Below are 13,213 nucleotides of genomic sequence, written 5' to 3' on the forward strand. Positions count from 1 at the left end.
CCGAGTGCGGCGAGTGCGCGCTGCGTCGCCGCCCACTGCCCGGAGCCGTGCCAGGCCCCGTGCACGAAGACGAAGACGGTGTCTGTGGAGGAGGAATCGGTCATGGCTGCATTCCACGCGACCCGGCCCCGGTCATCCAGTGAAAGATCTGGCAAGCTGGTCGACGATACATGTGAGATATGACTGGGAGGCTGGCATGGAGGCGCGGCACCTGCGGTACGCGCTGGCCCTCGCCGAGCATGAACACTTCGGCCGGGCGGCCGGCGCGCTGGGTATCGCGCAGCCTCCGCTGTCCAAGCAGATCGCCGACCTCGAACGGGAGGTGGGCGCCCGCTTGTTCGATCGGACCCGTCAGGGGGTGTTCCCGACGGCTGCGGGCGCGGCCTTCCTCTCCCGTGCACGCAGGGCGCTCGACGAGATCACGGCGGCCTCGGTCGACGCGGCCAGGGCAGCACGCGGCGAGACGGGCCGGCTGCGCCTGGGGTTCATCGCCTCGGCGCTGCTCGCACCCCTGCCGGACGTCCTGGGCCGGTTCGGTCGTGAACGGCCCGAGGTACGGCTGGAACTGCACGAGATGGCCACCAACCGCAGCACGGCCGCGCTCGTCGCCGGCGAACTGGACGTGGCGATCGGCCTCGGCCGGCCACGGGGCGTCGGAGCCGAGGAGTTGGTATCGGTCCCGATCGGACATGACCACCTGGTCGCGGTCGTGAGCAGCACGCACCCGTACGCGGGTCAGCCTTCCGTGGATGTGGAGCAGCTGCGGCAACAGCCGCTGATCGTGGCACCGGGCGAGGACGAGCCCGCCGTCGCCACCGGACTGAGGACCCTGCTGGGCAAGGACTCCCCGGCACTGTCCGGCGCGACCGTCGCGAGAGACATCCACACCATCATCGGCCTCGCCGCCTGCGGGGTGGGCGTTGGCCTGGGACCCTCCCGCATGCTGACGGCCCCTCGACGAGGCACGTGGTTCAGCGAGGTGACCCCGCGCACACCTCTGCCCGATCTGGTCCTGTCCTTCCGTGCCCAGGACCGCTCCCCGGCACTGAACGCCTTCCTCGACATCATCCGCACCAACTGCCCCGGCGTCGGTGCCGCCCTCGACCACCGGCTCGGCCCACTCGGACCACAAGAAGAAGGCGACCGCGACTCGACTTCTACCTGACTTCGCGTCGCCGACCGCGAGGGAGAAGATCCCCCTCCTGTCCTGCACCTAGTGTGGTGTGCCGCACGGTCGGCACGATCACCGCGATCGAGTCCGTCAACGCCAGCACCCGCTGCGCGATAGCACGCGCCGTGCCGCCTGGACCGGGGCATCGGAGACGGAAAAGACGCGCAGCTACGAGGGGTCGGTCGACGTGGCGCCTTGCTAACGGCGATGCAGGCACGAGGGCCCGGCCGGGGTCTCGGAGAAGGAGCCCATCCGCCCGTCCAGGTCTCGTGAGAAGCCAGTCACCAAGGTCGCCGGAGGGCTTTTCCTGCGGGCCGGAACGGGACGCGTCACCGCGTGCGTGCCCACAGTCTCCCAGCACCCCCGCGAAGCGGCCTCGCCCGGAAGGAAGGTCTTTCCAGCTACCCAGCAGGGATTAGAGCTGTTTCTGAACCTCGTTCTGACTGGTCACGTCATGGCTGGCGAGGTTCCTCACGAGGGCTCGCCGTTCGCCGAACCGTCACGGTGACGGTTCGGCGAACGGCCGGGCGCCCATCCTACGGGGAACGTGCTGAGTTGCCCCGCTGCCGTTCCTCCTCCGCGATGCGATCGGTGAGTCAGCGCGGTCGACGTACGCGGCGACGGCATCGAGGACCAGCCGCTGAAACTCGGCTGGGTCCAGCGCTTATACCTCCCGCTGCACCGGGCGGGCACAGTCGAGCCCGTGCCGGTAGGCGAACGCTGGCCAGCGAGGATCACCGGCCTTGCCGACGGCCGCAGGCAGCCTGTACTCGCGGACCTGGTCATAGGTGAGCAGGACGCGCTCCACATGGGCCCAACAGTCGGTGCGAGCCACCCAGTCCCGTGCGATGTCGGCGCCCGAGGCGTCGAAGTCGCCGATGTACAGCAGCACGGCCGGGCGCGGGTCGCGGGCAGTTCGCTCGCGGACGACCTGCACGTAGCTGTGGCTCCCGAACCTCCGGACGACGAGCACGGGAATGCCCGTGCCTTCCAGCCAGCCGGTCATCTGGGCCCGCAGGGTGTCCTTCTCGCAGGCCACGTACAGGGCGGTCGTGTGGCCGGCCGTCCGGTCCAGAGCAAACCAGTCGGGTACCTCCTGGAGGAACGCGGTGGCATCGGTCCAGGCCGGCGGGACGTGGACCTCTCGCAGCGGTCGATGAGGTCCGGGATCCGTTCTTCCCGGCGAGCCTGGCAAGCTGGGCGGACGACAGGGGCTCTGCGCCGGCTGGCCAATGCTGTCTGGGGCCGCACCGCATCGCGAACAACCGGTAATCCAACGCAGTCGCAGGGCCGCCGCCGCTAGCGCGGGGGCGGCTCCCTTCCGGCCCCGGTGTCCGGACGCAGACACCAGCCGCAAAGTAGGTCGCGGACAGCTGGGCGTGCCACTGTCCTGTGCACCGTCGTTGGTCTGATCGAGTGGTCGCGATCAAAGGGGGCGTGCGGCAAGAGTGGTCGCCAGAGGAGCTGTTGGCGAACTGGACGCTGGTAGACGGCGGCTGGGACCCAGGCCCATTGCTGTTGGAGCTGGTCCACGGCCAAGCGCGCCGACCGCGGTGTCTCGAAGTCCAGACCGTCCCGACGGCGAGCTGAAGCTCCTCGTCCGGGACAACGTGTACCAGTTGCTCGAGCGGATGGAAGTTGATCCCAACGTTCGGCGACTTGTCTCAGCCCGCCCACACCTGTACTACCTGGAAGGACAGTTCCTCACGTACGTCGAGAAGGGGAGGTGGCCCCCCAGGCTGCCTCGACCATCCGGAAGATCTCGTCCACCGCGGCCTCCGGTTCGGCCGCTTCACGGGCCAGCGAATAGGCGTCGATCACGAACCTCGCGATCGCCCGGCTCGCCGTTGCGGTCCGTGAGAGTTGGGGATCGGCGGCGATTGCCGTTGCCAGCGTCTCCGCGAGGCGCAGCCTCATCGAGTCCTCGTACTTCCGCAGGGCGGGTGATTCGTCGATCAGGCGCCAGACCGGGGCGGTGCTGTCCGCCGTGCAATGGCGCACCAAGGCCTGGATCTCGCGGCGCAGTGCGGGGATGAGCGGCTCGTGCGGTGCCCGGTCGGTGACCGCTTGCGTGAGGCGTTGCTCGAAGTCTTCGCCTTGCTCGAACACCAGGGCCTCTTTGGAGGCGAAGTGAGAGAAGAGCGTGGTGACGGCCACGTCGGCCTCAGCGGCCACTTCACGGATGCCCACCGCGTCGTACCCGCGTTCCAGGAAGAGCCGCAGGGCGGTGTCAGCAATCTTCTGGCGGGTCGCGGCCTTCTTACGCTCACGGCGCCCGGTCGGCACGGTCATGCACCAACGCTATCAAGTGCGAAACTGAAGCAGATCCAAAAAGCTAACCGTTAGTGCTATGGTTCCCGCATGAAGAAGGTGAGCTTCGCCGAGTTCGGCGGCCCGGACGTTCTGCACCTCATAGACGCCGAGGAGCCCCACGCGGGCCCCGGCCAGATACGTATCGCCGTGCGGGCGGCGGGCGTGAACCCCGTCGACTGGAGGGTCCGTGAAGGTCAGGTCCTGGGGGCCCATCCGATCGAGTTGCCCTCCGGAGTCGGGCTGGACGCCTCCGGGGTGGTGGACGAGGTCGGCGAGGGCGTCGAAGGAGTCGAGGCCGGCGACCGCGTGTTCGGCGAAGGTTCGAGCACGTATGCCGAGTTCGCCGTGCTGTCGGCCTGGGCCCGTATGCCCGAGGGGCTGACGTTCGAAGAGGCGGCCGGGTACCCCTCCGTGGTGGAGACCGCGCTGCGCATCGTCCGCGAGGTCGGTGTGCAGCCTGGACAGACACTGCTGGTCAGCGGTGCGTCCGGGGGAGTCGGATCGGCGGTGCTGCAGATCGCCCGTGACCGCGGGATCACGGTGATCGGCACCGCCGGGGCCGCGAACCAGGACTATCTACGGAGCCTGGGTGCCCTCGCCACGACGTACGGCGAGGGCTGGGTCGAGCGGGTGCGGCAGCTCGGCCAGGTCGACGCGGCCCTCGATCTGGCCGGTTCGGGCGTGATCCGCGAGCTCGTCGAGCTGACCGGGGACCCGCAGCGGGTGATCTCCATCGCCGATCTCGATGCGCCTCGGCTCGGTGTCCGGTTCTCCGGGGTGGCCGGGAGCGTGCCGGATGCGCTTGCCGAGGCCGTCGGCCTCATCTCGCGGGGAAAGCTCCACATCCCGGTCGAGAGGTCGTACACGCTCGCCGAGGCCGCGGCCGCGCACATCGACAGCCAGGCCGGTCACACACGCGGGCGCCGGGTCTTGGTCGTCTGAGCCGGTTCCTGCGCAGTTGCACGGCCCAGCAAGCTGCATTCCTTGGCGGTGGCGAGCGACGGTGGTGAGCACGCTTCCCGTCTCCGACTCCGCCAGCCCCGTTTGCCGCAGCCCGGCTACTTGCGCCGATACCTGCGCACCGACCGTCGCGCCGATACCTAGGTGCCGGCCTTCGAGCGGGACTGGGCCAAGGCTCTGGAGGACTCCCGCCACACCTACAGCCTCACGCCCCTGCACGAGGCCTTGCACGCCTGGCATCTGCGTATCGCCGCGGCCCCAGCCGTCGACGCCTACACGGACTCTGGACGAGATGAGACTGGCTTCCTCGTATCGCCACCGTACGCGCGGCGCGGGGTGTTGGGGACGGACATGTGGTGATCCCTCCCCTGGTGGCGGGTGTCAGCCGACGCCGCAGCCGAAGACGTCGTCGGTATAGTCATCGACAATCTCGCGCAGGCGTTGGGCGATCTCGTCGGCAGCCTCGGAGCACAGACCGACACCGACGACCTGGCCCAGAAATGGGCCATCGTTCATGCTGCGCAACCTCAACAGCGACATGTGCATCACCGCCCTGAACAACAGCGCCACCGGCATCGTCCAGCGTCCCTGCGACCCCCCGCTGGGACGAACAGGTCTGGACGATGATCGACAGCAGCAAGACCAATCGGTGGCAGCTGCAGAACCAGGCGCTCAGTCAGTGCCTGAACCCCGCCTCCACCGGCGCCAACGCCAACGCACGGGTCATCGCCTGCAGCGCCACCAACGACTGGAACACCCACTCCTTCGACGTCCGCCGACCACCCCGCGCCACCGCACGCCCCCACAATCCGGGCCCCCAGGCGGGGCCCGCTCCAGCACTGGAAGGGACCGCCCTGGGCATGCGCCGATAGAACACCCCGCAGCAGCGGGAGGCCGGTCACCACCTGGTGGTGACCGGCCTCCCGCTGGTGCGGCCCGAAGACCCACGTGCCGGCATCTGGGCCCTGACCGTCCGACAGGAGACCCACCCCGACGAATTCGACCTCACCGGCGAACTGCTCGGCTGGCTGGCCACGAAAGCGGCCGACCGGCACCACGCCCCCGATGGCACGGTCCGCCTGGGCTGGACGAGGTTCTGTGAAGCGGACGATTTCGAGCCCTTGGGGGTCCGGGACGGCGAGGTCGTGTGACCCTGACGTTCTCGTCTCAGCCGCGGAGCAGGGAGGCCGACCGAGGCCGCCCAGTTCGGTCCGCGCCGGTTGAACGCATTCCGTGAAACGCCAACTCCTCTTATTGTGCGTTGACTTGGGGCGGACGGGGGGAGGGTGATGAGCAGGGAGCTGCCACTCGGGCTGGTCGTGGTGATCGCCTTGCTCGGCTGGGCGATCTACGCACTGTTCGTGTTCGGTCGGGTTGGTGGCACGGGGGCTCCTTTACCACCGTCGGGGTCGGGGTCGAAGCCAGTGCTGGTGCGGGGGTCGATGCGCCGAGGCGGACGTAGGGCCTGCGCCACCCCGACTCGGGTTTCGCGGGCAACACGTGGCACTACCTGGCCGGCAAGTGCGAACAGGAGTCGGCGGTTGCGTGCCTTGTGCGGGAGGCGTGGGAGGAAGCTGGGCTGGTCATCGACCCCGCGGGCGTGGATCTCGCGCACGTCGTGCACGTCGTCGACGCCCCGGGCGGGCCGCCGTTGATGCAGCTCGTGTTCCGGGCCCGCCGCTGGAATGGAGAGCCGAAGGTCCTGGAGACCGACAAGTACCTGGCCTGGAAGTGGTGGCCGCCCCACGAGCTCCCGGACCGGCTCGTCTCCTACACCCGGACGGCCCTGGCTGGCATCGCCGAAGGCCGCGTCTACTCCCAGTTGGGATGGTGACCGGCGTGCGCACGCCTATCGGGAGCGGGCGGCGAGCCCGGTCCGTCCGCACCCCGGCAACGTCGGGGGTGCCGGGGTGAGCGCCGAGTCCGACGTCATGGTCGTGGCCGGAGGCCGGGATGCAGGCGCGGATGCAGGCCGTGAGCACGTGGCTGACTGCCGGCGCCCGCCCCGCGGCCGCGCTGCTCGCCGGCCGACCTGGGCACCTGAATCGGAGTACGGCCCACCCTGACCGCTGAGACCTTCCTGCTGCTCCTCCCCTTCGTGGTCCTCGCCCGCTCCCCGCTGCGCGCGCTGCGGCACATGCCGGACCAGCCGCCCGCCGCGCCCGGGACAGGCGGCGAACCCGTACCGCCACCGCCCCCACTACAGGCAGCCCCTGCGGCCGTGCGGCCGCCCGTACGTACGGAAGACGCCCGTCACGACCGCTCGTCCGAAGGAGACGCCGCGTGAACACGGTGCCGAACACGGCGGCGGTGCCGTCCGCCGTGCCCGCCCCATCCGAGCCCCTCAGGCACACCGGGCGCAGCGAACCCGCCCAGTCCGCCGCGCCGTTCCTGCCGCCGCAACCCGCGTCGGCGATACCTCCGGAGCCGCGGCTGCCCGGGCGGCGATGGTCGCCCGGCTCGAGGAGAGCGGAGAGCTGCGCCCCGGACCGGTGCGCGAGGCCCTGCTCGCGCTGCCGCGCCAGGTCCTGATGCCCCAAGCGTACGTGCGGCGCAGCACCCCGAAGGAGACCCCGCCACGCTGGGATCTGCTGGACTGGAGCCGCCCGGCCGACCGGGACGAGTTGCTGGAGCGGCTGCACAGCGGGGACAGCGTCGCGATCCAGCACGACGGGGAGCCGATCCTCGGCCGTACTACCGGGCCGCGCCACGGGGGCGTGATGTCGGCGATGTCGAGCACGATGGGCATGACCGCGGACCTGCTCCAGCTCCTGAACAGCGGCGACATCGCCGAGGACCTGGCCGGCGTCACCCTCCTCGACCCGTCCGACGCCGGTGCCGTGCCGGACGTGGCCGTCGTCGGCGGCGCAGGTCCGGAGTTCGGCTACGCCGCGCTGAACCGGGCCTTCGGGCACCTCCAGCGGGGCGCCCGGCTGGTCGCCATGCACCGGAACCTGTACTGGCGGACCGACCACGGGCTCCAGCTCGACTCCGGCGCCTTCCTGACGGGACTGGAGGCGGCCGCCCGTACCGAGGCGGAGGTCACCGGCAAGCCCTCGCGGGCGTTCTTCGAGGCGGCGCTCGCGCACCTGGGCGTCCGGGCCGAGGAGGCGCTGCTGGTCGGCGACGACATCGAGTCCGACGTCCTGGCGGCGCAGCGGGCCGGCCTGACCGGGGTCCTCGTCAGGACCGGCAAGTACCTGCCGGAGACGGAACGGCAGGCGAGCGGGCGGCCGGACCGGGTGGTCGGCTCCTTCGCCGATGTGCCCGCGCTGCTCGCGCGGCCCGGGCCCGCCTGACCCGCGGCTCGCACGGGTCCGCCGCGCCAGGGCCTGGTTCTCCCGGATCTTTCGTTCGGATCAGGCCGGATCGGGCCGGATCAGGGAGCGGGGTGCGGTGCTGGGGGCACCCCCCTCTCGGTCTCTTCGGGAGTCAGACGGTGAAGCCGCCGTCGACGTTCCAGTTGGCGCCGGTGACGTAGCCCGCTTCCGGTCCGGCCAGGTAGCTGACGGCACTGGCGATCTCGTGGGGCCGGCCGAAACGCCCGAGTGCCATCAACTCGCGGAGCGAGTCCGCCACCTCGCCGTCCTCGGAGGTCATGTCGGTTGCAGTGGGTCCCACCTGGAGGTTGTTGATCGTGATGCCGCGGGGCCCGAGTTCGCGGGCCAGCGCGCGCGTCAATCCGGCGACCGCCGCCTTCGACATCGCATAGATCGACATCCCTGCCAGAGGCACCCGGTCAGCGTTGATGCTGCCGATGTTGATGATGCGACCGGTGGTGCCCAGATGCGGCAGAGCCGCTTGGATCGCGGCGAAGACACCCCGGACATTGATGGCGACCAACCGGTCGAACTGCTCCATGGTCAGCGACTCGACGGCACCCGCGTAGAGGACGCCGGCGTTGTTGACGAGAATGTCCAGGCCGCCCAATTGGTTCACGGTTTCGTCGATCGACCTGGTCACCTGCTCGGGGGCACCGCTATCAGCCTGAATCGCGACCGCGGTGCCCCCGGTTTCGGTGACCTCGACCACCAGGTTCTCAGCCGCGGCGGCCGAGGCGCCGTAAGTGAAGGCGACCGCAGCGCCGTCCCTCGCCAGCCGTCGCACGATCGCCGCGCCGATACCGCGCGAAGCCCCTGTCACCAGCGCTCGCCGACCTGCAAGTGGTGCCGTCACGTCATTACCCTTTCGCACTGCGCATTACTGCGCCTTACTGAAGCAAAGAATTGCAAGTACGGTAACGAAGATCGGCCTGCCTATCCTGCCCCCACTGGTGGTGGTCACCTGGTGATAGCCAAGTGAAACATGGACACATCGGGGTCTGGGACAAGCAGCACTGTTCCAGCGGAATTCTTCCTCGCCGTCCCCTCCCGCGAGTGGCCGTGGCAATGCCCGGCTCGCGGTGTGGTCAGGCGCGGAGCGGGCGGAAGAACTCGCGGATCTCGGTGACCAGCTCCTGTGGCCTCTCCAACGCCGCGAAATGGCCGCCCCGGTCGAACTCGGTGAACCGTGTCAGACGGTAGCACCGGCGCACCCACGACTCGGGCGGCGTGAAATTGTCCTGGGCGAAGGACGCGAACCCGGTCGGCGTGTCGACATAACCGGGCACGAGCCTGCCGACCATGCCTTCGGTGTGCATGGTCTCGTAGTACAGGCGGGCGGAGGTGGCGATGGAGTTGGTCAGCCAGTACAGGGTGATGTCAGTGAGCAGCTCGTTTTTACTGAACACCGACTCGACGTCACCGCCGCAGTCGCTCCACGCCCGGAACTTCTCCACGATCCACGCGGCAAGCCCGGCGGGGGAGTCGGACAGTCCCGCAGCGAGCATGGACGGCCGGGTGCCCTGGATCTGGGCGTAGGCGCCCTCCGCGGAGAAGAAGTGCTCGGCCTGGGCCACGAACGCCTCTTCCTCGGGCGTGAGTGGGGCCGCATGCTCGTCCAGCACCGGCGTGGCCCCGATCAGGTTCAGGTGGATGCCGGCCACGGTACCGCCGTGGTCGCGGCCGAGGCGGCTGGTGATCTGCGCGCCGAAATCGCCGCCCTGCGCGCCGTAGCGCGCATAGCCGAGTACCTCGGTCATGAGCTGGTTGAACAGGTGCGCGATGGCCGTCGGGGTGATCCCGGGCGTGCCGGGATGCGGGGAGAAACCGAAGCCGGGCAGACTCGGCGCAACCACGTCGAACGCGTCGGCCGGGTCCCCGCCGTGGGCCGCCGGATCGGTCAGCGGCCCGATGATCTTGTGCACCTCCCAGAACGAACCCGGCCAGCCGTGCGAGAACAGCAGCGGGAACGGACGCGGCCCCACGCCCTTGGCGTGCACGAAGTGCACAGTGTGGCCGCCGACCTCGGCGAGAAACTGGGGAAGCTCGTTGAGCCGCGCCTGGGCTGCACCCCAGTCGAACTCGGTCCGCCAGTACTCCAGCAGCTCGGCGAGGTAGTCGGGGGGAGTGCCGTGTGTCCACTCCTGTCCCGAAAAGGCCGGCGCGAACCGGGTTCTGACCAACCGCTCCCGTAGATCGTTGAGTTGTTCTTCACTGGTTTCGCTACGAAACGGACGCACGTGCGCCATATGCCGTCTCCTTCACGGTGGCGTGACCTTCATTCGAGCGTGACGCCGCTGCGCACCGCAGATCGTCGAGAGGCGGCAGCGGGTCTGAACGGGGCGGACGAGATGGAGGTCCCTGGGAAGGGGCCTCACGCACCCGGTGTGCGGGCGGGGCGTTCCTGCGAGGCGTCCGCTCCCCAGCTGGCCAGCACGCGCAGCGCCTCCTCGGACGGGGGGCCGGGCGCGGCGTGGTAGGTCGTCAGCGACTGTTTCTGGTCGCCGAGGAGTGCGAGGGTCTCGTAGCGCAGCGTGAGTTCTCCCACGAGCGGATGAGACAGGCGCATGGTGCCGTGCGTCTTCCTGCGGACGTCGTGGGCGGCCCAAAGCCTGCGGAAGTCCTCGCTCTTCACGGCGAGTTCGCCGATCAGTGACGCCAGCAGGGGATCCTCCGCGTGCAGGCTGGCGCCCAGCCGCAGCTGTCCCACCACGTCGTACGCCTTGGACTCCCAGTCCGTGAAAAGTTCCCGGGATGCGGGGTCGAGGAAGGTGATCCTGGCCCAGTTCCGCTCGTGCGGGGCACGGGACGCCCAGTCGCCGAAGAGGGCGGAGGCGGTCTGGTTCCACGCCAGGACGTCGGAGCGGCGGCCCCACACGTAGGCCGGCACGCCTTCCATCGCCGTCAGCAGCTCTCGTACCGCGGGCCTGACCTGCTGGCGCGGCGGTTCGGGCTGCCGCCGCCGAGGCCGGCGGGGCTGGGCCAGGCGCAGCAGGTGGGCGTGTTCGGTGTCGGAGAGCCGGAGCGCGCGGGAGATCGCCTCCAGCACTTCGCGTGAGACGTTGCGGGCGTTGCCCTGCTCGAAGCGGGTGTAGTACGCCGCGGAGACTCCGGCGAGCTGCGCCAGTTCCTCACGCCGCAGGCCCGGAACGCGGCGCCGCCGGCTGTAGTCGGCGAGCCCTACGTCGGCCGGCTTCAGGCGGGCCCTGCGGGTGCGCAGGAACTCACTCAGTTCCGTGCGCGGGTCGAGTGCCTGCTCCAGGTCGGGCGCCGGAGCCGATGCCGCGGCGGATGACGATCCGGTGGAGGCGGCGTGATGCGTTGCCATGCTCCGAGTATCACTCGATGCCCGCAGCCGAGCCTGTCCCTGCCAGTGCTAGCCCTCCGGGACGTAGAAGAAGCGGGTGTCTGGCTGGCGCCGCGTGCCCGAAGCACGCTCGACGTGTCCCTGAGCCACAGGCCACAAGCGCTCCCTGAAAGCGCTCCACACAAAAGGCCTGCCGCTCGGGAAAAGCCCAGAGACCCGAACGAGGAAGATTCTCGAATGAGCAACGTCGATTCAGTATTCGGCTCCCGTGTGCGAACCGGACACTGCCTGTGCGGCTCGGTCAGCTATCGATTCGACGCCGAGCCCGATGCCGTCGTCCTCTGCCACTGCGGTCACTGTCAGCGGCACAGCGGTGCGGCGTTCTCGATGAACGTTCTGGTGGCGCGCGACGCACTGGAGGTCAAGGGAACGCCCAGGTCCTATCAAACCGTCGGAGTCGAGAACGGAAACGTGCGCGACAGGCTTTTCTGCGGCGAGTGCGGTACGCCGATCTTCACGATCCTCCACGAACGGCCCGGCCTCGTGATCGTCAAGGCCGGAACCCTCGACGACCCTTCTGGGCTCAGGCCGTCCGCAGAGGCGTGGCGGCGGCGGGCCCAGGACTGGATCGCACCGGACCCCGACCGCCCGAGGTTCGACGGCGACGTGGAGCAACGCGCGCGTCAGGAAGATCGTCCGGTGTTCGGCGACTGACCTCGATCAAGATCTTATTCAATTACCAGAAATGGAGTGGACAGTGAGCTTTCGTACGGTCAACCCGGCCACCGGTGAACTCGTGAAGGAGTTCCCGCTGCAGTCGGATGAAGAAGTCTTCGCGGCGCTGGAAACCGCAGACAAGCTCTACCGCGAGGACTGGAGGTCCAGGTCGGTCGCGGAGCGGGCGCGGATCGTCGGTCGTGCCGCCCAGATCCTGCGTGAGAAGCGGGATGAGTATGTGGAATACCTGACCTTGGAAATGGGAAAGGTCACCCGCTTCGGCTACTTCGAGGTCGATCTCGTGGCCGACATCCTGGACTACTACGCGGAACACGGGGAGGAGTTCCTCGCGGAGCAGTCACTTCCGGGTGAGCGCGACGCGAAGCTGATCGCCGAGCCCATCGGCGTCATTCTGGCGATCGAGCCGTGGAACTTCCCCTACTATCAGCTGGCCCGCGTCGCCGCGTCCCAGCTCGTCGCGGGCAATGTGGTCATGATGAAGCACGCCGAGAGCGTGCCGCAGTGCGCCCTGGCTTTCGCGCGGCTTTTCGAGGAGGCGGGAGCCCCCGAAGGGGCGTACACGAACCTCTTCTGCAGCATCGAGCAGACCGCCAAGCTCATCGACGACTTCCGTGTGCGAGGCGTCACCCTGACCGGCAGCGAGCGCGCGGGCGCCGCGGTCGGTGAACGCGCCGGCCGCAACCTGAAGAAGGCGGTCCTGGAACTGGGCGGCAGCGACCCTGCGCTGATCCTGGAAGGCGCACCCTTGGAACACGCGGTCGAGCAGGTCGTGTTGGGACGCACCTACAACTCGGGTCAGGGCTGCGTCAACATCAAGCGGGTGATCGTGGTCGGCAGGGAACGGGGCGAAGAGATGCTGGCCGCCCTGACAGAGCGCTTCGCCGCGATCAAGGTGGGTGATCCGAAGGACGAGGCCACCCTGGTCGGCCCTCTGTCCAGCGAGCGCGCCCTGGAAGGGCTGGTCCGGCAGATCCAGGACGCAAAGGCCGCCGGAGCACGGATCGTGCACGGCGGTCACCGCGTCGACCGGCCCGGGTTCTACCTCGAACCGACGATCATCACGGACATCGACGAGGACAATCCGCTCTTCCAGGAGGAGGCGTTCGGCCCCGTGCTGTCCTTCTACGTCGTGGACAGCGAGGAAGAGGCGATCCAGCTGGCCAACGCCACCCGGTTCGGCCTCGGCGGCTACGTCTTCGACGCCGACGTCGAGCACGCCCAGCAGGTGGCGACTCGCCTCGAGTGCGGCATGGTGTACATCAACTCCTGCTTCGCCGACTCGCCGAGCCTATCGGCGAATTCCTCAACCGCAAGCTGGTGAGGGTCGCGCCGTAGCGCGGGCTGTCGACCGCAGCGTCCTCGAACGCCGCGGGAACCCGGGGAGCCCTGTCACCGAGAGGCGAC

The 13,213-nt window shown here is 69.1% G+C and carries 15 protein-coding genes and 1 pseudogene; 9 read left to right on the plus strand and 7 right to left on the minus strand.

What is annotated here, in order from left to right; genetic code table 11:
* A pseudogene (locus OO52_RS53540) lies at positions 1-104 on the minus strand (alpha/beta hydrolase); the annotation flags it as partial.
* A gap of 92 nt (positions 105-196) precedes the next feature.
* Here OO52_RS53540 and OO52_RS42230 point away from each other — a divergent pair.
* Positions 197-1,165 (plus strand): LysR family transcriptional regulator, encoded by a 969-nt coding sequence (locus OO52_RS42230; RefSeq protein ID WP_030652951.1) that lies wholly within the window; start codon positions 197-199, stop codon positions 1,163-1,165.
* 670 nt (positions 1,166-1,835) lie between these two features.
* Here the strand turns inward: OO52_RS42230 and OO52_RS53545 are convergent.
* A complete protein-coding gene (locus tag OO52_RS53545; RefSeq protein WP_234339956.1) occupies positions 1,836-2,210 on the minus strand; it encodes a hypothetical protein in 375 nt (124 codons plus the stop codon).
* 665 nt (positions 2,211-2,875) lie between these two features.
* The gene (locus OO52_RS42240) at positions 2,876-3,463 is read right to left on the minus strand and encodes a TetR/AcrR family transcriptional regulator (protein ID WP_030652953.1); all 588 of its coding nucleotides are present in this window, start codon (positions 3,461-3,463) and stop codon (positions 2,876-2,878) included.
* A 69-nt stretch (positions 3,464-3,532) separates the two neighbouring features.
* Between OO52_RS42240 and OO52_RS42245 the strand changes: the two genes are divergently transcribed.
* Positions 3,533-4,426, plus strand: coding sequence for an NADP-dependent oxidoreductase (locus tag OO52_RS42245; RefSeq protein ID WP_030652956.1), 894 nt, complete (start codon positions 3,533-3,535; stop codon positions 4,424-4,426).
* A 162-nt stretch (positions 4,427-4,588) separates the two neighbouring features.
* On the plus strand, positions 4,589-4,804 hold the full coding sequence (locus OO52_RS53550; RefSeq protein WP_051818803.1) for a DUF6247 family protein: 216 nt from the start codon (positions 4,589-4,591) through the stop codon (positions 4,802-4,804).
* A gap of 21 nt (positions 4,805-4,825) precedes the next feature.
* On the opposite strand, the gene OO52_RS42255 is transcribed toward OO52_RS53550, so the two are convergent.
* Positions 4,826-5,020 (minus strand): hypothetical protein, encoded by a 195-nt coding sequence (locus OO52_RS42255; protein ID WP_030652960.1) that lies wholly within the window; start codon positions 5,018-5,020, stop codon positions 4,826-4,828.
* Positions 5,021-5,067: 47 nt separating this feature from the next.
* Here OO52_RS42255 and OO52_RS51220 point away from each other — a divergent pair, with 47 nt between their 5' ends.
* The 4 genes from OO52_RS51220 (at position 5,068) to OO52_RS53555 (ending at position 7,743) form a co-directional block, all read left to right on the plus strand.
* A complete protein-coding gene (locus OO52_RS51220) occupies positions 5,068-5,316 on the plus strand; it encodes a hypothetical protein (RefSeq protein ID WP_158712630.1) in 249 nt (82 codons plus the stop codon).
* A gap of 39 nt (positions 5,317-5,355) precedes the next feature.
* Positions 5,356-5,595: a hypothetical protein gene (locus OO52_RS42260; protein WP_158712631.1), complete on the plus strand. Its 240-nt coding sequence runs from the start codon at positions 5,356-5,358 to the stop codon at positions 5,593-5,595.
* Positions 5,596-5,909: 314 nt separating this feature from the next.
* Positions 5,910-6,278, plus strand: coding sequence for an NUDIX domain-containing protein (locus OO52_RS42265; RefSeq protein ID WP_078877485.1), 369 nt, complete (start codon positions 5,910-5,912; stop codon positions 6,276-6,278).
* A 613-nt stretch (positions 6,279-6,891) separates the two neighbouring features.
* The gene (locus OO52_RS53555) at positions 6,892-7,743 is read left to right on the plus strand and encodes an HAD-IA family hydrolase (protein ID WP_234339957.1); all 852 of its coding nucleotides are present in this window, start codon (positions 6,892-6,894) and stop codon (positions 7,741-7,743) included.
* Positions 7,744-7,876: 133 nt separating this feature from the next.
* On the opposite strand, the gene OO52_RS42280 is transcribed toward OO52_RS53555, so the two are convergent.
* The 3 genes from OO52_RS42280 to OO52_RS42290 all read right to left on the minus strand — a co-directional run bounded on the left by OO52_RS42280 (position 7,877) and on the right by OO52_RS42290 (position 11,092).
* On the minus strand, positions 7,877-8,620 hold the full coding sequence (locus OO52_RS42280) for a 3-oxoacyl-ACP reductase family protein (protein ID WP_030652970.1): 744 nt from the start codon (positions 8,618-8,620) through the stop codon (positions 7,877-7,879).
* A 232-nt stretch (positions 8,621-8,852) separates the two neighbouring features.
* On the minus strand, positions 8,853-10,013 hold the full coding sequence (locus OO52_RS42285) for an epoxide hydrolase family protein (RefSeq protein WP_030652971.1): 1,161 nt from the start codon (positions 10,011-10,013) through the stop codon (positions 8,853-8,855).
* A 125-nt stretch (positions 10,014-10,138) separates the two neighbouring features.
* Entirely contained in the window at positions 10,139-11,092 is a 954-nt protein-coding gene (locus tag OO52_RS42290) for a helix-turn-helix transcriptional regulator (protein WP_051818814.1), read from the minus strand.
* Positions 11,093-11,308: 216 nt separating this feature from the next.
* Here OO52_RS42290 and OO52_RS42295 point away from each other — a divergent pair, with 216 nt between their 5' ends.
* Both OO52_RS42295 and OO52_RS42300 read left to right on the plus strand, forming a co-directional pair.
* Positions 11,309-11,785, plus strand: coding sequence for a GFA family protein (locus tag OO52_RS42295; RefSeq protein ID WP_051818816.1), 477 nt, complete (start codon positions 11,309-11,311; stop codon positions 11,783-11,785).
* A gap of 31 nt (positions 11,786-11,816) precedes the next feature.
* Positions 11,817-13,130: an aldehyde dehydrogenase family protein gene (locus OO52_RS42300; protein WP_209439614.1), complete on the plus strand. Its 1,314-nt coding sequence runs from the start codon at positions 11,817-11,819 to the stop codon at positions 13,128-13,130.
* Positions 13,131-13,213 lie beyond the last annotated feature (83 nt).

Source organism: Streptomyces flaveolus (genome assembly GCF_000716535.1).
GTDB classification, from domain to species: domain Bacteria; phylum Actinomycetota; class Actinomycetes; order Streptomycetales; family Streptomycetaceae; genus Streptomyces; species Streptomyces flaveolus_A.

Excerpts from the sequence above, each read along its gene's own strand:
- OO52_RS42230 (WP_030652951.1), top strand. The coding sequence starts at position 197 with ATGGAGGCGCGGCACCTGCGGTACGCGCTGGCCCTCGCCGAGCATGAA.
- OO52_RS42240 (WP_030652953.1), bottom strand. The coding sequence starts at position 3,463 with ATGACCGTGCCGACCGGGCGCCGTGAGCGTAAGAAGGCCGCGACCCGC.
- OO52_RS42245 (WP_030652956.1), top strand. The coding sequence starts at position 3,533 with ATGAAGAAGGTGAGCTTCGCCGAGTTCGGCGGCCCGGACGTTCTGCAC.
- OO52_RS42255 (WP_030652960.1), bottom strand. The coding sequence starts at position 5,020 with ATGCCGGTGGCGCTGTTGTTCAGGGCGGTGATGCACATGTCGCTGTTG.
- OO52_RS51220 (WP_158712630.1), top strand. The coding sequence starts at position 5,068 with ATGATCGACAGCAGCAAGACCAATCGGTGGCAGCTGCAGAACCAGGCG.
- OO52_RS53555 (WP_234339957.1), top strand. The coding sequence starts at position 6,892 with ATGGTCGCCCGGCTCGAGGAGAGCGGAGAGCTGCGCCCCGGACCGGTG.
- OO52_RS42285 (WP_030652971.1), bottom strand. The coding sequence starts at position 10,013 with ATGGCGCACGTGCGTCCGTTTCGTAGCGAAACCAGTGAAGAACAACTC.
- OO52_RS42290 (WP_051818814.1), bottom strand. The coding sequence starts at position 11,092 with ATGGCAACGCATCACGCCGCCTCCACCGGATCGTCATCCGCCGCGGCA.
- OO52_RS42295 (WP_051818816.1), top strand. The coding sequence starts at position 11,309 with ATGAGCAACGTCGATTCAGTATTCGGCTCCCGTGTGCGAACCGGACAC.
- OO52_RS42300 (WP_209439614.1), top strand. The coding sequence starts at position 11,817 with ATGGAGTGGACAGTGAGCTTTCGTACGGTCAACCCGGCCACCGGTGAA.